Raw genomic sequence first — 19,384 nt, forward strand, 5'->3', positions numbered from 1 at the left:
GTTGACGCGGGTGGCGGCGCCACCCCGCGAGGTCGTGGCCTACCCGGGATTCAGCGCAGCTGAAACCAGGTGGTCTTCAACTGGGTGTATTTGTCGAACGAATGCAGCGACAGGTCGCGGCCAAAGCCGGACTGCTTGCCGCCGCCAAAGGGCACGCTGACGTCCAGGGCATCGACGGTGTTGACCGAGACGGTGCCGGCATTCAAGCGCGCCGCAACGCGATGGGCGCGGTTGAGGTCGTCGCTCCACAGCGAGGCGGCCAGGCCGTAGATATGCTGGTTGGCCATCCGCACGGCCTGGTCTTCATCGTCGAAGGCGGTGATTGCCAGCACCGGCCCGAAGACTTCCTCGCGGGACAGGCGCATATCGGGAGTGACCTGGGTGAACAGCGTCGGCTGGATGAAATTGTCCGAACCGTTGATCGTCAGCCGTTCACCGCCAGATATCAGGCATGCGCCGTCGCTACCGGCCTGGTCGATGTACGCCATCACCCGTGCCGCCTGCCGGGCATCGACCATGGCGCCCATCCGGCTGGTCGGGTCGAGCGGATCGCCCGGTTGCCAGTGGCGGGCCTGTTCCTTCAGGCGCTCGACGAATTCATCGTGAATGCAGCGTTCGACCAGCAGCCGCGAGTTCGCCGAGCAGACTTCACCCTGGTTGAAGAAGATCCCGAAGGCGGCCTTTTCCGCCGCCAGGTCGAGGTCCTGGCAATCGGCGAACACCAGGTTCGGGCTCTTGCCGCCACATTCCAGCCAGACCTGCTTGAGGTTGGATTGCGCCGCGTACTGCATGAAGTATTTGCCGACCCGGGTCGAGCCGGTAAAGGCCAGCGCGTCGATATCCGGGTGCAGGCCCAGGGCGCGCCCGGCCTGTTCGCCGAGGCCGGTGAGCACATTGAGCACACCGGGCGGCACGCCGGCTTCAAGCGCCAGTTCGGCCAGGCGCAGGGCGGAGAAGGGCGATTGCTCGGCGGGCTTGAGGATCACGCTGTTGCCCGCCGCCAGGGCCGGGGCGAGTTTCCAGGCGGCCATGTCCAGCGGGAAGTTCCACGGCACCACCGCGGCGATCACTCCCAACGGCACGCGGGTGATGGTCGCCAGGGTACCGGGGCCGGTGGGCGCCACCTGGTCGTACAGCTTGTCGAGGCTTTCGGCGTACCAGGCAAAGACTTGGGCCGCGCCGGGTACATCGATGGTGTAGGCATCCATCACCGGCTTGCCCATGCTCAACGAGTCGAGCAATGCCAGCTCCTCGCGGTGGGCCAGGATCAGTTCGCTCAGTCGCAGCAGGACCGCCTTGCGTTCCCTGGGGTGCATCCGTGCCCAGGGACCGTTTTCGAAACGGTCGCGGGCCACGCGCACGGCCAGGTCGATATCGCTATCCGAGCAGGCGGCGACCCGGGCGAGCAAGGCGTTGGTGGCCGGGTTGATCACGGCGAATGTGGCGCCGTCCTGCGCCGCGTAGGCACGCCCGTCAATCCAGGCAGCATCGATCAGGCGTTGCTGTCCCGCCAGGCGCTGCCAGGTGTTCAAGTCAGTCACTGCACTCTCCAGAATAGCCGGCGATGGGCTATGTTCACGATCAGTGGTCCTGATAGTGGAGCAAGTGCGGGGGGGCACGAAATTAGTAAAAATGTCTTCGCTATCGATAAAAAAACTCACCAGTCATGCACCGGGATGGCGCGCGCCTGGACAGCTTTTTTAACGTCAGGTCCCAGGAAATAACTGGTTTCCCGTGCCTCGCGAACACCGCAAAATCGGTTCGATGCTCCAGTCGTCAGAGCCGGACGCGCAGTTCGGTTCTGATCGGGGGCGTATAAGCTTCTGGCAACCCGGCCCGATTCTTGATGGGCGATGTCGATGCATTCGCTTTGCCACTTGCGAGGTAGCCATGGCCGCTTACAACTTGCGACAACTCAAATATTTCGTCACCACGGTCGAGTGCGGCAGCGTCGCCGAAGCGTCGCGCAAGCTCTATATCGCCCAGCCCTCGGTCTCGACCGCGATCAAGCACCTGGAAGAAAGCTTTGCCGTGCAGTTGTTTATCCGCCATCACGCCCAGGGCGTGTCGTTGACCCCCAGTGGCGCGCGCTTCTACCGCAAGGCCCAGGAGCTGTTGCGGGTGGCCCACGAGTTCGAGCAGAACGCCCTGGCGGACAACGATGTGGTCGCCGGGCAGATCGATATCGGCTGTTTCGAAACCGTCGCGCCGCTCTACCTGCCGCGCCTGATCGCCGGTTTCCGCGACCGCTGGCCGGGGGTGGAAATCCGTATTCGCGATGGCGAGCAACAGGAGCTGGTGCAGGCGCTGACTTCGGGCAGCATCGATCTGGCCATCCTGTATGAGCATGACCTGGACAGCACCATCGACACCGTGCCGTTGATGGCCCCGCAGCAACCTTATGCATTGCTGCCGGAAGGGCACCGTTTCGCCCACCAGGCCAAGGTGTCGCTGCACGACCTGGTGCTGGAGCCGATGGTGCTGCTGGATGTGCAACCGAGCCGGACCTACTTTGTGAGCATCTTCGAGGAACTGGGGCTGACCCCGCATATCCTGTTCAGCTCACCGTCGATTGAAATGGTTCGGGGTATGGTCGGGCGCGGCTTTGGCTTTTCGATTCTGGTGACCCGACCACATTCCGATTACACCTACGACGGGCAGAAGGTGGTACGCGTGCCGTTGGCCGAACAGGTCACCGGCTCCGGGTTGTCCGCTGCCTGGCTGCGCCGTGGGCAACTGACCAAGCCGGCGCAGTTGTTTGTCGACCACTGCCGCGAGGTGCTGGCGCCCAAGCCGGACGCCTGAGGCGTCAGGTTCGCAGTGCCTGGACCAGGCGTTCGAGCATCGCCTCGCAACCCTGGAGCTGTTCGAGGCTGACGAACTCATCGGGCTTGTGGCCCTGGTCCATGCTGCCGGGGCCGCAGACCACGGTGGGGATGCCGATGGCGTCGAACAGTCCGCCTTCGGTACCGAACGCCACGGTGCTGAACTCGCTGGATCCGCAGAACTCGGCGATCAAGCGCGCCGCCTGGCCCCGTGGGTCGGTGGCCAGCCCCGGATAAGCCGACAGTTCGGAAAAGCGAATGCTGCTGCCCTCGTCAACGGCGCGCATCTTCGGCAGGAGCTGTTGTTCGGCGTACTGCGCCAGCAGCTGCGCGACCTCACGGGGATCCTGGCTGGGGAGGGCGCGCACTTCGAAATCGAAGCAACAGTCGGCGGGGACGATATTCAGCGCCTTGCCACCGCTGATCAGCCCGGTCTGCACGGTGCTGAAGGGCGGATCGAAGCGCGAATCATGCAAGTGCGGGGCGCGCAGCCGCGAGCCGATACGGCCCAGTTCGCCGATCAATTCGGCGGCGTATTCGATGGCATTGACACCCTGCGGCGCATAGGCCGAGTGACAGGCTGCGCCGTGGACAGCGCAGCGCATGGCCAGCTTGCCCTTGTGGCCAAGTACCGGCTTGAGTTCGGTGGGTTCGCCGATGATGCACAGCAGCGGCTTGTGCGCCCGCTGTGCCAGTTCGGCGAGCAGCGAGCGTACACCCAGGCAACCGACTTCTTCGTCATAGGACAGGACAATGTGCAGCGGCATGCGCAACGGTGCGGCCAGCAGTGCCGGTACGGCCGCCAGCACGCAGGCGATATAGCCCTTCATGTCGGCGCTGCCGCGGCCGTAGAGCCTGCCGTCCTTTTCGCTCAACTCGAACGGCGGCACAGTCCAGGGCTGGGCGTCCACCGGCACCACATCGGTATGGCCGGACAGCACGATACCCGGCCGGTCGTCCGGGCCCAGGGTGGCGAACAGGTTGGCCTTGCTGCGCTCGTCGTTGAAGATCAGTTCGCAAGGAACCTCGAACCGCGCCAGGTAGTCGCGGACAAACTCGATCAATTGCAGGTTGGATTCGCGGCTGGTGGTGTCGAAGGCGATCAGCGCGGCCAATAGATCGCGGCTGCTGTTCATCTACTCATCCCCGGGTACGCCGTAGCTCGGCGCCTTGGTCGGGTCCAGGGCGCGGACGATGTAATCCTGCACCTGCGGACTGTAGGCGGCCCACAGTTGCGCGAGCTGGCCGACCGGGTCTTCGTCCGCCCAGTCGACCCTCAGGTCGATGATCGGCCAGATCAACTCGCCGACCACCACCATGGCCGCCGAATGCACCGGGCCGGCTTCGCCACCGGCCGCCACCGCGGCTTGCATGGCGGCGATCAGGCGGTCGGCGAGTTGCCCGCCGCTGGTCTCGAAGGTGTGCACCAGGGCTTCGATCACCGCCGGGTTTGCCAGCATATTGCCGGCGGCCACGCACTGCTCGCCGGACAACGCATTGTGGCAGCCGAGGGTTTCAGCGCCACTGAAATGCGCGGTATTGCCCAGGTGATCGATGGCGGTCAGTTGGCGGAATTGACTGTAGCCGTTACTGGTCAGCGCCTTGTCCAGCGCTTGCGCCGGCGACAGTCCGTGCTCCAGCTGGTCGAGCACCTGCGGGCCGAGGGCGGGAAGGGTGATGTTCTGGGTGGCGACCGCACCCACGCTGGGGCGCAGCCAGGGGCAACGGGCGCCCACGGCAATGCTCGAAGAGCTGATGGCGATGCCCAATTGACCTGTTTCGGCACAACGGGCGACGATTGAAAACGTCATGGTGGGTTGATCCTGTTTGCGTCCAGAGTCGCCATCCGCGCCCCGGACAGCCTGCGCAGAGGCTGCCCGGGTGGGGAGTGGGTATGACTGCATTCTGTCCATCGCTGGCAGCGGGCGAAACGAGGTTTTTTATCGCGCTTGGTTAAGTAAAAACTTCTCAATGGAGCGTCGGACCTTACAGGCGGCCGTACTCGCGGGCCGTGCGATCGACCGCGATGCGGGTCTTGTCCACCAGCTCATCGAGCTCGGCGCGTGTGGCGATCAGGGCCGGCGCCATGATCATCCGGCCTAGGGTCGAGCGGATGATCAGGCCTTCTTCAAAGCCGATGGTGCGGCAGCGCCAGGCGATCTCGTTTTCGTTGGCAAAGCGCTTGCGGCTGGCCTTGTCCTCGGCGAACTGCAGCGCGGCGACCAGGCCGACACCCTGGATTTCACCCACTAGCGGATGCTGGCCGAAGACTTCCCGCAGGCAGTTCTGCAGATAAGGCCCGGTATCGGTTTTCACCTGCCGCACCACACCTTCGTCGCGCAGGGCCTTGAGGTTGGCAATCGCCACCGCCGCCGCCACCGGGTGGCCGGAGTAGGTCAGCCCGTGGGCGAACACACCGCCTTTTTCCACCAGGGCTTCGGCCATGCGCCGCGACAGGATCAAACCGCCCATGGGGATGTAGCCCGAGGTCAGGCCCTTGGCAATCGACAGCGTATCGGGCTCGAAGCCGAACGTCTGGTGGGCGAACCATTCACCGGTGCGGCCAAAGCCGCCGATGACTTCGTCGGCGCACAGCAGCACGTCGTACTGACGGCAGATGCGCTGGATTTCCGGCCAATAGCTGGCGGGCGGAATGATCATGCCGCCGGCGCCCTGGAACGGCTCGGCGACGAAGGCGGCGACCTTGTCGGCGCCCAGTTCGAGGATTTTCTCTTCCAGTTGGCGGGCCGCGCGCAGGCCGAATTCCTCCGGGCTCAGGTCGCCGTCGTGGGCGAACCAGTAGGGCTCGTCGATGTGCGCTACATCCGGGATGGTGCCGCCCATTTCATGCATGAATTTCATGCCGCCCAGGGCCGTCGCGGCCAGGGTCGAGCCGTGGTAGCCGTTCCAGCGGCCGATCATGATTTTCTTCTCCGGCTTGCCCATCACCTGCCAGAAGCGGCGCACCGTGCGGATCAGCACCTCATTGGCCTCGGAGCCGGAGTTGGTGTAGATGGCGTGGCTGTAGTGCCCCGGCAGCAGGCTGAACAGCAGTTCGGAGAGTTCGATCACCGCCGGGTGGGTGGTGTGGAAGAACATATTGTAATAGGGCAACTGTTCCAGCTGCGCGCCGGCGGCGGCCGCCAGGTCCTTGCGGCCATAACCGAGGTGGGTGCACCACAGGCCCGACATGCCGTCCAGATAGCGCTTGCCATCGTTGTCCCACAGCGTCAGGCGATCGCCGCCGACCATCACCCGCGGACCCTCGGCATTGAGCGCTTTCTGGTCGACGAACGCATGGATGTGGTGGGCGGCGTCGGCGGCCTGGTAGTCGTGGGTGCTGCGATGGGGGTCGAGTTCGGCGGACATGGCTTATCTCCAGGGGTGGGGTGATTGAATAATATTTGGCATTGAAAAATATTTTTGTAAAGAAAATATTTGTTGATGGAAATATATTTCCGTAGGCTGGGACCTATCGCCCAATCAGATCAGGACCCACATGAGCGGACTCAGGGAGCGGCAAAAGGAACAGCGTCGGCAGGTGATCGCCGAGGCCGCGCTGGGGTTGTTCAAGGCCAACGGTTTCGCGGCCACCAGCCTGGAACAGATCGCCAACCAGGCCGGGGTCTCGGCGCCCACCGTGGTGAACTATTTCGGCGGCAAGCAGGAGATTCTGGTGGCCTTGCTCAAGGCTCCCGACGAGCAGGCGATGCGCGAGGCGCGCGCCCATCTGGACGACAACAGCGACCCGCTGGAGGCCCTGTGCGAGCTGGAAGGGCTGATGACCCATTATCAGTTGCAGGCCATGCCGGCTTCCCTGTGGCGCGAGCTGGCGCCATCGCTGTTCACCGGCGAGCTGTCCCAGGCCTTGCAGCCCTGGAACAGTGCGGTCATTGAAGAAACCAAGGCCTTGCTCCTGCACTTTCAGCGCCTGGGCAAAGTGCGCCCGAGCGTGGACATCGAAGTGGCCGCGACGCTGTTCAACCAGTACGCGAATGTCGCCTTTATCCGCCTGGCCACCGAGCCGAGCCCCGACCGTGAAGCGCACGCCCGGCACATGCGCAGCGTCCTCGGGCTGCTGTGTCACGGCATGCTGGTCGAGTAGGACATCAACGCTCCAGCGTCGGCCTGAGGTTTCCCCGGGGCCTAGTTTTTTCCTGTCTTGCGACGACAAAAATCATAATTTCGCTATTCCCTGTATCTGCACAGAATGCCTGCACACCCGCCTTCGAGAAGGACACAGGCATGACAGCTGGAATCATTGAAATCGATACGCTTGTTGTGGGCGCCGGTCAGGCAGGCGTGGCCATGAGCGAGCATTTGAGCAAACTGGGCGTGCCGCACCTGGTGCTCGAGCGCAACCGCATCGCCGAGGCCTGGCGCAGCGGCCGCTGGGATTCGCTGGTGGCCAATGGGCCGGCCTGGCACGATCGCTTTCCCGGCCTGGAGTTCGATGACCTCAGCCCGGATGCCTTCGCGCCCAAGGAGCGTGTGGCGGATTATTTCGAGGCCTATGCGCGCAAGTTCAATGCGCCGATCCGCACCGGCGTGGAGGTCAGGAAGGTCGAGCGCAACAGCGGTCGGCCGGGCTTCACCGTGGAAACGTCCGAGGGCGTGATCCAGACCCGTCGCGTGGTGGTCGCCACCGGGCCGTTCCAGCACCCGGTCATTCCGGCGATCGCGCCGCAGGCCCCCGGTATCAACCAGATTCACTCCGCGCAGTACCGCAACCCCCAGCAATTGCCCGCCGGCGCCGTGCTGGTGGTGGGGGCCGGTTCTTCGGGGACGCAGATCGCCGATGAGCTGCAGCGCAGCGGCCGCACCGTGTACCTCTCGGTGGGCCAGCACGATCGGCCTCCGCGGGCCTATCGCAAACGTGATTTCTGCTGGTGGCTGGGGGTGCTCGGCGAATGGGACGCAGTGGCCATGAAGCCGGGCCGGGAGCACGTGACCATTGCCGTCAGCGGTGCCGACGGTGGGCGCACGGTGGACTTCCGCGAACTGGCCCAACGCGGCCTGAAACTGGTGGGCCTGACCCAGTCGTTCAATAACGGCGTGGTCAGTTTCCAGGCCGATCTGGCGGACAACCTGGACCGGGGTGACGAGAATTATCTCGCGCTGCTCAATGCCGCTGATGCCTACGTCGAGCGCAACGGCCTGGACTTGCCGGCGGACCCGGAGGCCCGCCGGACCTTCCCCGATCCCGAGTGCGTGACCCGGCCGATTCTTCAGCTCAACCTGGCCGAAGCGGGCATCACCACGATCATCTGGGCCACCGGCTTTGCCACTGACTACAGCTGGATGAAGGTCGACGCCTTCGACGACAAGGGCAAGCCACGCCATCAGCGCGGTGTTTCCAGCGAGCCGGGTATCTACTTCCTGGGCTTGCCATGGCAGTCACGCCGGGGCTCCTCGTTTATCTGGGGGGTTTGGCACGATGCCAAGTACATCGCCGACCAGATTGCCATCCAGCGCCAGTACCTCACCTATCGCGATGCCGCGCAGCGCGAGGCGCAGGCGACCGGCGCCAGTCCGGCAGCGATCCGCTCCGTCGTCAGCGCTTGATGTCCGAGAGCCGCACCCGGCTGTGCGGCGCCGTATTTCTTTTGAGGAGTTGTCAATGTCCAAGCCCACCCATACGCGTATCCGCATGTTCAACACCAAGGACACCTACCCGAACCAGGCGCTGGACAATGATCTGTGCCAGGCGGTCCGCGCCGGCAATACGGTCTACGTGCGTGGCCAGATCGGCACCGATTTCGATGGCAACCTGGTGGGGCTGGGCGACCCCGGGGCCCAGGCCGAGCAGGCGATGAAGAACGTCAAGCAACTGCTCGAAGAGGCCGGCTCGGACCTGTCCCATATCGTCAAGACCACCACCTACATCATCGACCCGCGTTACCGCGAGCCGGTCTACCAGGTGGTCGGCAAATGGCTCAAGGGCGTGTTCCCGATCTCCACCGGCCTGGTGATCTCGGGGCTTGGCCAGCCGCAATGGTTGATGGAGATCGATGTGATTGCAGTGATCCCCGACAACTGGCCGGCGCCCCAGGCCTGAGCCTTATCCGCCGGTCAGGCCGGACAGTTGGCTTTCGTGGACCGCCACACCATAGCCGATCACGCGGTCGAGCAGCGGCCGGCGTTTGCTCGTGGCCCCCAGGCTACCTGTTCAAACGATATCGTCGATCAGGATATGGCGCCTGGCCTGGCTGCATTTTTCGATCCGTGCCCTGACCTTGTAGACCTCACGCAGCATCTGCACGTTGATCACTTCATCGCTGGGGCCGCTGCCTTGGGCGCGGCCATTGGCGATGACCAGGACCTGGTCGGCAAAACGCAGGGCCTGGTTCAGGTCGTGGAGGGCGATGAACACGATGATTTTTTGTTGTCTGGCCAACGAGCGCATGAAGTTCAACACTTGCACCTGGCGGTGCATGTCCAGTGCGCTGGTGGGTTCGTCCATCAACAGGATTTCCGGTTCGCGCACCAGGGTTTGCGCAATCGACACCAGCTGCTGCTGACCACCGCTGAGTTCGCCGAGGTTGCGAAAGGACAACTCGCTGATGCCCAGCGCAGCGAGGATCTGATCAACCCGCTTGAGTTCATCGTCATGCACGCTCCAGCCGGGCGTGAGCTGTTTACGGGCCAGCAGCACCGATTCATAGACTGTCAGGCGGGCGCTGGCATTCAGGCCCTGGGGCATGTAGCAGATGCCTTGCAGGCCTTTTTTCGAGTCCTGCAGATTGACCCGTCCCGGGCCGTCGATCAGCCCGGCCATGCGCTTGAACAGCGTGGACTTGCCGGCGGCATTGGGGCCGACTACGGCGACCACCTGCCCACCCAGAAACGTCGAGCTGGTCACGCCGCAAATGATCTCCTGCTGGCCGTAACGGGCACCCAGGTTCTCCAGTTGAATCTTCACCATGGGTTTTTCTTCCCGTTGAGGATCAGCGAGATGAAGAACGGCACGCCAATCAACGAAGTGACCACGCCGATGGGGAATATCGCTCCGGGGATCAGGGTTTTGCTGACCACCGAGCTGGCGGACAGGATCAGCGCGCCGGTGATGAGCGAGGCCGGTAGAAAGAACCGTTGATCCTCGCCGATCAGCATGCGGGCAATGTGTGGCCCGACCAGCCCGATAAAGCCGATGGTGCCGACAAAGGCCACCGGGAACGAGGCCAACAGGCTGACCATGATCAGGGTCTGAAAGCGCAGGCGCTTGACGTTGATGCCGAAGCTGGCGGCCTTGTCATCCCCCAGGCGCAAGGCGGTCATGGCCCAGGCGCGTTTGGCGAAGACCGGCAGGGTGATCAGGATCACCAGGCAGACCACGCCGAGTTTTGGCCAGGTCGCCTTGGTCAGGCTGCCCATGGTCCAGAACACCACGGCGGCGACCGCTTGCTCGGTGGCGAAGAACTGCACCAGCGCCAGCAGTGCGTTGAAGGTGAAGACCAGGGCGATCCCCAGCAATACGATGGTTTCGGCGGTCACACCGCGCCGCAGGCTCAACAGGTGGATCAGCAGCGCGCAGAGCATGGCCATGATGAACGCGTTGAACGGCACCATGTATTGCGCCGCAACCGGGAACAGCGCGACACCGAATGCCAGGCCCATGGCCGCGCCAAAGCTGGCGGCCGCGGAAATGCCCAGGGTGAAGGGGCTGGCCAGCGGGTTGTTGAGGATCGTCTGCATCTGCGCCCCGGCCAATGACAACGCCGCCCCGACTGCCACGGCCATCAAGGCCACCGGCAAGCGGATTTCCCACATCACCACCCGCACTTGTACGGGCGCGGTATCGGGTGAAAGCAGTGCGCCGAGCACTTCGCCCAGGCTGTAGCGCGCCGGCCCCAGCGCCAGGTCAAGCAGTACGCTGAACAGCAGCAGCGTGGCGAGCCCGGCGAGGATCAGCCGTTTGCGCCGCACCCGTTGGCGGTAGGTATCGCTCTGTACGATTTGCGCTTCACCCAGGGCGCTCATGGCTGGCTCTCCTGCGGTTTCAGGCTGACGAAGTAGCCGGGTTCGTAAGGGACTGGCAGGAACCGTTCATGCAGTTCGCGAAACGAAGCATCGGGATCGAGATCGGCAAACAGCGTCGGATGGAACCACTTGGCCAACTGCTGGATGGCGACGAACTGATAGGGGCTGTTGTAGAACTGATGCCAGATGGCATGGAAAGCCCGGTTCTCCTGCGCCTTGATTCCGACATAGGCCGGGCGTTGGGTGTACCAGGTCAGTTTCCGCCGGGCCTCTGACAGGTCCGCTCCAGGGCCCACGCCGACCCAGTGCCCGCCGGGGGCAAAGGCTTCCCAGTTGGCGCTGGTGACCACCACCTGGTCCGGGTTGGCGACAATGACCTGCTCGGGGTTCAATTGCCCGAACGTGCCGGGGATGATGCTCCTGGCGATGTTGTTGCCGCCGGCCATTTCGACGAAACGCCCGAAATTCTCGTTGCCGAAACTCAGGCAGCAATCCTCGGTGTAACCGCCAATGCGTTCGATGAATACATTCGGTCGCGCGGGCCGATGCGCCTCGATCACATCGGTGACGCGGCGGATCTGCTGCTTGCGAAAGTCGATAAAGGCTTCGGCCCGTTCTTCCTTGCCAAACAACTTGCCGAACAGGCGCATGGTCGGTTCGGTGTTTTCCATCGGGTTGTTGCGAAAGTCGACATACACCACCGGAATGCCCACGGCGTTGAGCTTCTCGATGTAGCGGGCGTCCTCGGTGGCGTGCTGGGCTTCGATATTGAGGAAGATCACATCCGGTTGCAGGGCGATCGCCTGTTCGATGTCGAAGGTGCCGCTCTCGAAGCCCCCGAAGGTCGGGATATCGGCGATGGCGGGGAATTGGCGCAGGTAGGCGCCGTAGGTGTCGGGATCGGACTGGATCAGGTCCTTGCGCCAACTGACAATCCGTTCCAGTGGGTTGTGGGTGTCCAGCGCCGCCACCAGGTACAGCTGACGGCCTTCGCCGAGAATCACCCGCCGGACCGGAATATGCACCTTGACCTGGCGTCCCAGCAGGTCGGTCACCGTGACGGCCGCGGGGTCCCGCTCGGCTGCCACGGCGTTGCGCGGCGTCAGGGAGCAAAACAGTGCCATGCCCAGCAAGCCTGCCAGTAGCCGGGCGGTCAGAGCGGGGCTGCGTCGTTGTACAGATGCCATGGTGAGAGCCTTTGCAGAGGCCAGCTCAGGCAACGGTCCAGGCCGCTGCCCAAAACTGAACGTTTCAGAAGTCGACGCTGGCCGACAGTTGCAGGGTGCGTGGCGAGCCTTGGGAGAAGGCCCCATAGGACGCGACGCCGGACCAGTACTCACGATCGAACAGGTTCTGCACGGTGGCCCGGAAGGTGGTCGGCCGCTCGGCGATCCGGGTGCTGTAGCGTGCGCCGACATCGAAGCGGGTCCACGGATCGAGTTTCTGCGTGTTGGCCTGGTCCACGTACTGGCTGCCGGTGTAGATAGCGCCGCTGGTCAGGGTCAGTCCTTCAACCCAGGGGGTATCCCATTCGGCCCAGAGATTGGCCTGCACTTCAGGGACCCCCACGGGGGTATTGCCGCGATTGGCGACGGTGCTGGTCTTGGTCAGTTCCGCGTCGAGGAAGGTCACGCCACCCAGCAGGCGGGTGCCCTCGGCGACTTCGCCGAAGACATTCAGCTCCACGCCACGGTTGCGTTGTTCAGCCCCTACCGAGAACACACCGGAGGCCAGTTCGCCGCTGGGCTTCTTGATCTGGAACAGGCTCAGGGTGGAGGTAAAGGAGCCGTAGTCGACCTTGACCCCGACTTCCTGTTGGCGAGAGATGTAGGGGGCGAAGATTTCGCCGGAGTTCGAGGCCGTGGCCGGGGCGATGTCGCCCTTGCTCAAGCCTTCGATGTAGTTGTAGTAGAGCGACACGTGCTCCCAGGGCTTGACCACCACACCGAACAACGGCGTGGTTTTGCTTTCGTCGTAAGAGGTGGTGACGATGCCGGTGGTACTGTAGTTATCAGACTTGATGTTTTGCTTTCTCAGGCCGAACGTGACCTGCAGGCGTTCATCCATCATCGACAGGGTATCGGCCAGCGCCGCGCCGGACAGTTCGGTCTCGGATACTTTCAGTGCTTGCGGGGTCGCAATATCGGGTTTCGGGCGGTCAATGGGATGGTAGATGTTCGACAGCACCGCCGGACCGGAGATGATCCCCCGCGACAGCTCGTCCTGATAGTGGGTCACCTGGAACGTAGTGCTGTGGCTGATCGGGCCGGTGTCGAAGCGCAGGCGGGCGCCGGCATCCACGGTGTAGCGTTCGACCTCGAATTTGTAATAGCCGGGGATTGAAGAGGTGTCCCCGGCGGCATTGAGGATGGTCGGGGTCTGATCGGAAAGGCGGGCCACATCCGATTTCCCGCCGCCGGCATGGGCGAACAGCGTGAGGGCGTCGTTCAGGTCATATTCGGCGCCGAGCAACGCGGCCTTGTCGCGGGTTTGCGCCCAGCCCCAGTCCTGGGTGACATTGATACGCCCGTCGGCGGCGGAGGGCAGCTTCACGCCGGAGGCGATCAGGAAGGGCCGCGAGGGGGCGTCGAACTCTTCTTTCTGGCTGATCAGGTCCAGGGTCGTGCGCAGGCGCTCGCCCTGGTAATCGAGGGCGATGGCGCCGATGTTCACGTCCCGCGACTGGCTGTCGATGGCGGTGTCGCCTTGCTGGGTACTGCCGTTGATACGGATACCGAACTGGCGTTCTTCGCCAAAGCGGCGGCTGATATCGACATGCCCGCCGACCTGGGTGTTCAGGCCGTAGCTGGCGGTGAAGCGGGTCAGGTCCTCATCGAGGGAACGTTTCGGGACCACGTTGATCACCCCGCCGACCCCACTGTTGGGCGACATGCCATACAGCAGGGCTCCTGGGCCCTTGATCACTTCGATACGCTCGGCGTACTCGGTGAACACCCGGTAGTTGGGGGCCACGCCATACACGCCGTCGAAAGCCAGCTCCCCCAGGTTGCCTTCACCCACCGGGAAGCCTCGGATGAAAAACGAGTCGACCACGCCACCGGTCTGGCCGGTGGAACGTACCGAGGAGTCGCGCTCCAGCACGTCGGCCACGGTGGTGGCCTGTTGATCCTTGATCAGGGTCGAGGTGTAGTTGCTGACGCTGAAGGGCGCGTCCATCAGATCCTTGTTGCCCATCAGGCCGAGCCGTCCACCACGGGCCACCTGGCCGCCGACGTACACCGGCGGCAAGCCGTCCGGGCGCCCCCGGGTGCCGGTGATGGTGGTTTGCGAAAGGGTCAGGCCGCCCGCGCTATCGACTGCTCGTGGCGCCAGGGTGTAGCTGCCGTTGCCGCGCGCAAGCATCTCCAGGCCGCTGCCGGCCAGCAGTCGGCTGCTGGCTTCCTGGGTCGAATAGGACCCCGAAAGCCCGGGGCTGGTCAGCCCCTCGGTCAGGTCCGGTTGAAACGACAGGGCAATTCCGGCTTCGACAGCAAACCGCGACAAGCTGGCTCCCAATGGTCCGGGGGCAATGTTGAAGGCGCGGACCGCAACCGTATCCAACTGTGCGGGTGTGGCCGCCAGGGCGATGGGGGGGGCGAGACTGCTCAGGGCCAGGCTGAGGAGCGCGCTGCGCACAGCCAGTTTCAATAAGCGATCCGAACGCGGAGATCGTGCGACGAGCATGGAATGGTGACCCTTTCGGCAAGATTGAGAAGTGCTTCCTTCCCTAGCCAGCCGAGATCAGAAAAAGTATCACCCACGGTGCAATATTTTTTAATCCGGGGGGGGGCAATGGATTTCAAGCGGGGGAGAGGGTTATCCAATAACCGCTTAAATGCCCGGTGGCGACGATCGGGTAGGTTTGCACCAGCATGCCGAGGGTGCGTCGGCTGTCGCTGATGGGGAAGGCGCCGGAGATGCGCAGGTCGGCAATCGCCGGATCGCAGCGCACGAAGCCTTTTCGATAGCGCGCCAGTTCGGCCACGAAGTCGGCCAGGCGCATCTTGTCGGCCATCAGCAGACCCTGGGTCCAGGCGCTGGCGGCGCTGTCCACCGGGACCCGCTGGCCGAAGGCCCGCGATGAAAAGTCGGTGCGTTGTCCGGCATTGACGATCAGTGGGGCGACACCGCTGTCAGTGGGCAGCTCGACCCTGACAGCGCCTTCCAATACCGCGAGGTGCGTTTGGGGTTGCTCTTCACGAACGGTAAAGCGCGTACCCAGTGCCTGTATCCGCCCCTGGCGAGTGCTGACCAGGAACGGTCGAGGCTGCGCCAATACGTCCGGCGCGGTTTGCACCAGGATCTCGCCTTCACGCAGTCTGATCAGGCGCTGGTTGGCGTCAAACAGCACATCGATGGCGGTGTCGGTGTTCAGGGTGATCCGCGAGCCATCCTCAAGAAGCAATTCGCGGCGCTGGCCAACGGCGCTCTGGTAGTCGGCCGTCCATTGTTGCGTTTCCAGCAGTTTCCAACTGCCCCAGCCGACCGGCAAGACCGCCAGGATCGTTGCCAGTTTGGCCAACGCGCTGCGCCGGGAGGGATTGTTTGGGCGATCCAGTGCCGACATCGCCAGGGAGCGTGGCAGTGTGCCGAGCTTGCCTTGCAGGATCTGCGCGCGGGCCCAGGCGCGATGGCGCTCGGGGCTGCTGCTGCTCCAGCGCTCCAGGTCGGCGCGTTGGCGGGCGCTGAAATCGCTTTCGCTCAGGCGCATCAGCCACTCGGCGGCCTCTTCCAGGGCCCGGGGATCGATCGGTGCTTCACCGTGGCGGGCCGACATTCAGCTCGCCAGCATCAGGCATTGGACGAAGGCTTGCTTCATGTAGCGCTTGACGGTGATCAGCGCGACGCCGAGCTGCCCGGCAATGTCCTCGTATTTCAGGCCGCCGATCTGCGACAGCAGGAAGCAGCGTCTGACCAGGGGCGGCAGGGCATCAAGCATGGCGTCGATTTCGTGCAGGGTTTCCAGCACGATCAAGCGCAACTCGGGCGCGGGCACTTCGGGCGCCGGCAGCAGAGCCAGTGCGTCGAGGTAGGCGCGCTCAAGCGCCTGGCGCTGATACCAGTTGACGAGAATGCCCTTGGCCACGCAACTGAGATAGGCCCTGGGCTGCTCGATTACCGCCACTTTGGAGGCGAGTATGCGGGCGAAGGTGTCCTGCGCCAGGTCGGCCGCGTCCATGGCGTTACCCAGCTTCTTGCGCAGCGTGGCGTACAACCAGCCATGATGCCCGCTGTACAAGGCTTCAATCGTGCGCAGATGATGATGGGGCGGCGCGGAAAGGGTATCGCTCATGGCAGAATTGTTTTTTGCGATTGAGAAGTATTCACGATGCTACTTTGCCCCGTACCCGCGACGCAAGGGGCAGTTGTTCCGCTCACCCCTGGCGCATGCGCGGTGGCGCCAGCACCACGCAGCTGTGCAATGTCCAAAAAGACTGCTCCTTGCTCAGTCGCCATGGCTGGGCTGGGCTGGCGGTATGACCACTGGCCGATAACGCAGGACGACAATGGGCACCAGGGCCACCACGTAGGCCAGGCAGACGAACAGGTAGGTATGCTGCAAGCCATAGACCTGGCTGAGCAAACCACCGATGCAGATGCCGGCGATGGAGGCAAACTGGGCGGTACTTTGCGCGATCCCCAGCACATAGCCCTGCTGCGAGCTGTCGGCGGTTTTCGAGACCAGCGCCATGAGCACCGGTGTCGTGGCGCCCAGCAGCACGCCCCAGATGAAGTAGGCGACGACAAACACCACGGGGTTTCGCGTGACGCCGGCGATGGCGGTCAGGCTGATACAGCCGATCACCACGAAGGTGATGCGGTGCAGGGTCTCTTGCCGGGTACGGTGTTCGAAATACCGCGCCCAGCGTGTTGCCGAGAGGATGAAACCCAGGGCCAGCAGACCGTAGCACAGGCCGACCACCGAATTACTGACCTCGAACACCGAGCTGACATACAGCGAAAACGAGGTCTGCGGCAGCATCCGCGCCAGCAGCAGGATGCCCATGACCCCCAGCAGCGATAGCAGCGGCGTACCTTGCCAGAGGCTGGCCGGGCGCGGCTGGGCCGTGCTGATTTCCGCCGCCACGGTTTTTTTCACCGGCGGCACATTCGGCAGGGTCATGGCCGCCACGACGGTGCAGGCGGCGCAGAGTGCCGAGGCAACCAGATTGATCCAGAAGAAGGTGGCGTAATCGAGAATCAAGCCGCCGACCACCGCACCGAGCAACGAGCCGACGTTGGTCGAGATCTGCAGGATGGCAAACAGCCGTGCTCGCCGCGAAGGGGCTTCGATGCTGACACCGTAGGCCTGGGCCGGAGCAATGTAGCCGGCGAAGGCCCCTTGCAGGAACCGTAGCACCAGGATCACCCCAATATCACTGAACAAGGCCAGCCCAAGCTGGGTCAAGGACAACCCGGCCAAGGCCCGGATCATCATCCACTTGTGGCCGTAGCGGTCGCCGATACGGCCCCAGAATGCGCTGGTGAGAATAATGCCCAGCATCGGCCCGACATAGACGGCGATGCTGGCGAAGCTGAACACCGATTCCGATGTGGTCAGCCCGCGCAGATGGACAGGCCAGAACGGCCCGCTCATTTCCATCGCCCCCATGGAGATCAGCTGGATGGCGAACAGAAGATAGATCAGGATCCTGACGGGCGAACCCTGGATCACACCTGCATGGGACATGAGTCAGCCTCGGTGGTTAAACGGCGTTGAGCGGGTTGGTCAAGGTGTGCTGCAATCGATAGTTGGAGTACTGCATCAAGTGCATGCGCAGCAACGATCGCGTGGGCCAGGGATCCTCGATGAACGCTTTGCGCTCGACTTCCCATAGCTGCGGCGAAACCCGTTCGCGCACGGCGGCGAAGGCCCGCTCGGTTTCTTCACGCAGCACCTGCCACATCCGTGTGTTGTTCAAGGCGTACTCCCGGGTCAGCCACAAGGCCATTTCATGCAGATGGCTCAGGAACGCCGCATCCAGCACAAACATGCGTACCGGCTCGATATCGTCGACGAATACCGTTGGCAGGATGCCCGCCTGGACATGGGCTTGCAGGTGGTAACCGCGTTCCTCCAGCAGTGGGGCGTAGGTCCTGCCGTCGCCGAAATCGCGGATCAGCAGACTACTGGCTTTGCCGTCCGGGGAGAACAGCACCATGGTGTTCTGTTGATGGGCTTCGAGCCCGATACCGTATAGCAGGTAGATTGCCACCACCGGTTGGGTGACTACCCTGGCGTATTGGCGGAACCAGGTTTCCACACGGCTGGCCGTGGCCCGCGCACCGTCACGCTCGATCAGGTCGGTGAACAAGGGCCGGCCGCTGCCGGGCAGCCGGGTGAACAGCGCCGCCACGGTGATCGGCAGGCCGTTGTCGCTCCGCTCGAAGGCTTGTCGACTGGCGCGATAGACCACCGACAGGTGCCGCCCGGGCGCATCGTCCTGGGTGATTGCGTTTTTGTAACGGACACCGATTTCTTCCGGGAAGATTTCCAGGCGCTGATCGAAACCGTTTTCGGCGGCCAGGATCCGGCTGATCACCGTGCTGATGCGCGGCCCCATGTGAATCGATTTGGCTTGCAGGCTGCGAAGCTCGCTGGTCATCCAGAGCGCGATGGGCAACTTGATCAGCGGTGCCGTTTCGTCCAGCACCGGCAGCATCGTCCGATAGGACATGGTCGGCAGCGTCAGGATATCGGGGCCGTCGGTGATCAGGATGCCGGCTGCGATTTCTTCGGCAAAGGTCTTGAGCACGTAGGCTTGCAGATGCCAGGCATGGATGGGCAGCGGCAACCACTGGGTTTCATCCAGGCCCTTGGCCCGCAGCGAGGTCTTCCATTGTTCCCATTGCGCCGGGAAGTTGCTGGCGAACCAGGTGTGATAGCTGGTGACGTGGGGCATGCTTTCGATTTTGGCCATGTCGGCGCGCAACGAGGCAATGCGCAGCGGCACCTGGGCGTTGAACTCGGGGGACAATTGCGCGACTTCGGTATCGCTCAGTCCCGGCCGGGATTTCCAGGTCGGATAATACGGGTGGCCTTCCAGGGATCCCCACTGGTCCAGCAGGATGGCCGCGTCCTTGGTGCCGGTGTGCTGGCGCAGGTAGTCGGTGAAGCTGTCGAGCCCGTGGCTGTCGATGGCTTCGGCCAGTCGCGCGTTCCACTGCTGACGATACTGCCGCGCATGGGCATCGTTGCTCAGGCTGTTTTCCATGTCCGACTTGAGCCCGGCGACACCTTCATCCGAGGGTTCGAAATCGAAGCTGTCGCGCAGCACATCCAGCAGGTCCTGATGACTGTGGATGGGCTGGCGAACGCCTTCTTCGGTCTGCAACACCACGTCACCGTCGTTGACCAGGGTATCGGCCGGTGCCAGTGCGATATCGGAGAAAAACAGCTGCGCGCGCGTGTCCTTCAGGGGGAACGTGGCCTGCTTGCCTTCGGCCGAAAAGCTCAGGGCCGAACGGTCGAGAATATTCTCCGCAAACAGGCAACGAATCAGCCGTCGCATAGCGTTTTTGCGGGAGTAGGCGATGAGTGTCTTGAGATCATCCATATCAGCTATCTGCTCGTCGAG

The 19,384-nt window shown here is 63.4% G+C and carries 16 protein-coding genes; 4 read left to right on the forward strand and 12 right to left on the reverse strand.

All coding sequences use genetic code 11. The features are described 5' to 3' along the window. Window positions 1–50 precede the first annotated feature (50 nt). A complete protein-coding gene (locus M5B99_RS12985; protein WP_248804374.1) occupies window positions 51–1,541 on the reverse strand; it encodes an aldehyde dehydrogenase in 1,491 nt (496 codons plus the stop codon). 349 nt (window positions 1,542–1,890) lie between these two features. Between M5B99_RS12985 and M5B99_RS12990 the strand changes: the two genes are divergently transcribed. After that, the gene (locus tag M5B99_RS12990; protein WP_248804375.1) at window positions 1,891–2,805 is read left to right on the forward strand and encodes a LysR substrate-binding domain-containing protein; all 915 of its coding nucleotides are present in this window, start codon (window positions 1,891–1,893) and stop codon (window positions 2,803–2,805) included. 4 nt (window positions 2,806–2,809) lie between these two features. Here the strand turns inward: M5B99_RS12990 and argE are convergent, their stop codons facing one another. The 3 genes from argE to M5B99_RS13005 form a co-directional block, all read right to left on the reverse strand. Next, window positions 2,810–3,961: an acetylornithine deacetylase gene (gene argE / locus M5B99_RS12995; RefSeq protein ID WP_248804376.1), complete on the reverse strand. Its 1,152-nt coding sequence runs from the start codon at window positions 3,959–3,961 to the stop codon at window positions 2,810–2,812. After that, complete coding sequence (locus tag M5B99_RS13000) at window positions 3,962–4,636, reverse strand: DUF1028 domain-containing protein (protein ID WP_248804377.1); 675 nt, start codon at window positions 4,634–4,636, stop codon at window positions 3,962–3,964. It abuts the gene before it with no gap. A gap of 175 nt (window positions 4,637–4,811) precedes the next feature. Continuing rightward, a complete protein-coding gene (locus M5B99_RS13005; RefSeq protein ID WP_248804378.1) occupies window positions 4,812–6,194 on the reverse strand; it encodes an aspartate aminotransferase family protein in 1,383 nt (460 codons plus the stop codon). Window positions 6,195–6,324: 130 nt separating this feature from the next. Here M5B99_RS13005 and M5B99_RS13010 point away from each other — a divergent pair, with 130 nt between their 5' ends. The 3 genes from M5B99_RS13010 (at window position 6,325) to M5B99_RS13020 (ending at window position 8,883) form a co-directional block, all read left to right on the forward strand. Beyond that, window positions 6,325–6,930, forward strand: coding sequence for a TetR/AcrR family transcriptional regulator (locus tag M5B99_RS13010; protein ID WP_248804379.1), 606 nt, complete (start codon window positions 6,325–6,327; stop codon window positions 6,928–6,930). Between the two features lie 140 nt (window positions 6,931–7,070). Continuing rightward, the gene (locus tag M5B99_RS13015; RefSeq protein ID WP_248804380.1) at window positions 7,071–8,390 is read left to right on the forward strand and encodes a flavin-containing monooxygenase; all 1,320 of its coding nucleotides are present in this window, start codon (window positions 7,071–7,073) and stop codon (window positions 8,388–8,390) included. Window positions 8,391–8,445: 55 nt separating this feature from the next. After that, window positions 8,446–8,883: a RidA family protein gene (locus tag M5B99_RS13020; RefSeq protein ID WP_248804381.1), complete on the forward strand. Its 438-nt coding sequence runs from the start codon at window positions 8,446–8,448 to the stop codon at window positions 8,881–8,883. A 111-nt stretch (window positions 8,884–8,994) separates the two neighbouring features. On the opposite strand, the gene M5B99_RS13025 is transcribed toward M5B99_RS13020, so the two are convergent. The 8 genes from M5B99_RS13025 to M5B99_RS13060 form a co-directional block, all read right to left on the reverse strand. Next, window positions 8,995–9,750 carry an ABC transporter ATP-binding protein gene (locus M5B99_RS13025; RefSeq protein ID WP_248804382.1) on the reverse strand — a complete coding sequence of 252 codons (756 nt, stop codon included), beginning with the start codon at window positions 9,748–9,750 and terminating at the stop codon, window positions 8,995–8,997. Further along, window positions 9,744–10,805: a FecCD family ABC transporter permease gene (locus tag M5B99_RS13030; protein WP_248804383.1), complete on the reverse strand. Its 1,062-nt coding sequence runs from the start codon at window positions 10,803–10,805 to the stop codon at window positions 9,744–9,746. The genes M5B99_RS13025 and M5B99_RS13030 overlap by 7 nt, the downstream gene beginning before the upstream one ends. Beyond that, entirely contained in the window at window positions 10,802–11,992 is a 1,191-nt protein-coding gene (locus tag M5B99_RS13035) for an ABC transporter substrate-binding protein (RefSeq protein WP_248804384.1), read from the reverse strand. The genes M5B99_RS13030 and M5B99_RS13035 overlap by 4 nt, the downstream gene beginning before the upstream one ends. A 64-nt stretch (window positions 11,993–12,056) precedes the next feature. Continuing rightward, window positions 12,057–14,489: a TonB-dependent receptor gene (locus M5B99_RS13040; protein ID WP_248804385.1), complete on the reverse strand. Its 2,433-nt coding sequence runs from the start codon at window positions 14,487–14,489 to the stop codon at window positions 12,057–12,059. A gap of 115 nt (window positions 14,490–14,604) precedes the next feature. Then, window positions 14,605–15,582: a FecR domain-containing protein gene (locus M5B99_RS13045; RefSeq protein ID WP_248804386.1), complete on the reverse strand. Its 978-nt coding sequence runs from the start codon at window positions 15,580–15,582 to the stop codon at window positions 14,605–14,607. Continuing rightward, on the reverse strand, window positions 15,583–16,098 hold the full coding sequence (locus M5B99_RS13050) for a sigma-70 family RNA polymerase sigma factor (protein ID WP_248804387.1): 516 nt from the start codon (window positions 16,096–16,098) through the stop codon (window positions 15,583–15,585). A 153-nt stretch (window positions 16,099–16,251) separates the two neighbouring features. Beyond that, a complete protein-coding gene (locus M5B99_RS13055) occupies window positions 16,252–17,496 on the reverse strand; it encodes an MFS transporter (protein ID WP_248804388.1) in 1,245 nt (414 codons plus the stop codon). Between the two features lie 16 nt (window positions 17,497–17,512). Further along, window positions 17,513–19,363: an IucA/IucC family protein gene (locus M5B99_RS13060; RefSeq protein ID WP_248804389.1), complete on the reverse strand. Its 1,851-nt coding sequence runs from the start codon at window positions 19,361–19,363 to the stop codon at window positions 17,513–17,515. Between the last annotated feature and the right edge of the window lie 21 nt (window positions 19,364–19,384).

It is taken from the genome of Pseudomonas sp. MWU13-2100, from assembly GCF_023242365.1.
Lineage (GTDB): Bacteria > Pseudomonadota > Gammaproteobacteria > Pseudomonadales > Pseudomonadaceae > Aquipseudomonas.

Coding starts and splice junctions, on each gene's coding strand:
- M5B99_RS12990 (WP_248804375.1), top strand. CDS start 1,891: ATGGCCGCTTACAACTTGCGACAACTCAAATATTTCGTCACCACGGTC.
- argE (WP_248804376.1), bottom strand. CDS start 3,961: ATGAACAGCAGCCGCGATCTATTGGCCGCGCTGATCGCCTTCGACACC.
- M5B99_RS13000 (WP_248804377.1), bottom strand. CDS start 4,636: ATGACGTTTTCAATCGTCGCCCGTTGTGCCGAAACAGGTCAATTGGGC.
- M5B99_RS13005 (WP_248804378.1), bottom strand. CDS start 6,194: ATGTCCGCCGAACTCGACCCCCATCGCAGCACCCACGACTACCAGGCC.
- M5B99_RS13010 (WP_248804379.1), top strand. CDS start 6,325: ATGAGCGGACTCAGGGAGCGGCAAAAGGAACAGCGTCGGCAGGTGATC.
- M5B99_RS13015 (WP_248804380.1), top strand. CDS start 7,071: ATGACAGCTGGAATCATTGAAATCGATACGCTTGTTGTGGGCGCCGGT.
- M5B99_RS13020 (WP_248804381.1), top strand. CDS start 8,446: ATGTCCAAGCCCACCCATACGCGTATCCGCATGTTCAACACCAAGGAC.
- M5B99_RS13025 (WP_248804382.1), bottom strand. CDS start 9,750: ATGGTGAAGATTCAACTGGAGAACCTGGGTGCCCGTTACGGCCAGCAG.
- M5B99_RS13030 (WP_248804383.1), bottom strand. CDS start 10,805: ATGAGCGCCCTGGGTGAAGCGCAAATCGTACAGAGCGATACCTACCGC.
- M5B99_RS13035 (WP_248804384.1), bottom strand. CDS start 11,992: ATGGCATCTGTACAACGACGCAGCCCCGCTCTGACCGCCCGGCTACTG.
- M5B99_RS13040 (WP_248804385.1), bottom strand. CDS start 14,489: ATGCTCGTCGCACGATCTCCGCGTTCGGATCGCTTATTGAAACTGGCT.
- M5B99_RS13045 (WP_248804386.1), bottom strand. CDS start 15,582: ATGTCGGCCCGCCACGGTGAAGCACCGATCGATCCCCGGGCCCTGGAA.
- M5B99_RS13050 (WP_248804387.1), bottom strand. CDS start 16,098: ATGAGCGATACCCTTTCCGCGCCGCCCCATCATCATCTGCGCACGATT.
- M5B99_RS13055 (WP_248804388.1), bottom strand. CDS start 17,496: ATGTCCCATGCAGGTGTGATCCAGGGTTCGCCCGTCAGGATCCTGATC.
- M5B99_RS13060 (WP_248804389.1), bottom strand. CDS start 19,363: ATGGATGATCTCAAGACACTCATCGCCTACTCCCGCAAAAACGCTATG.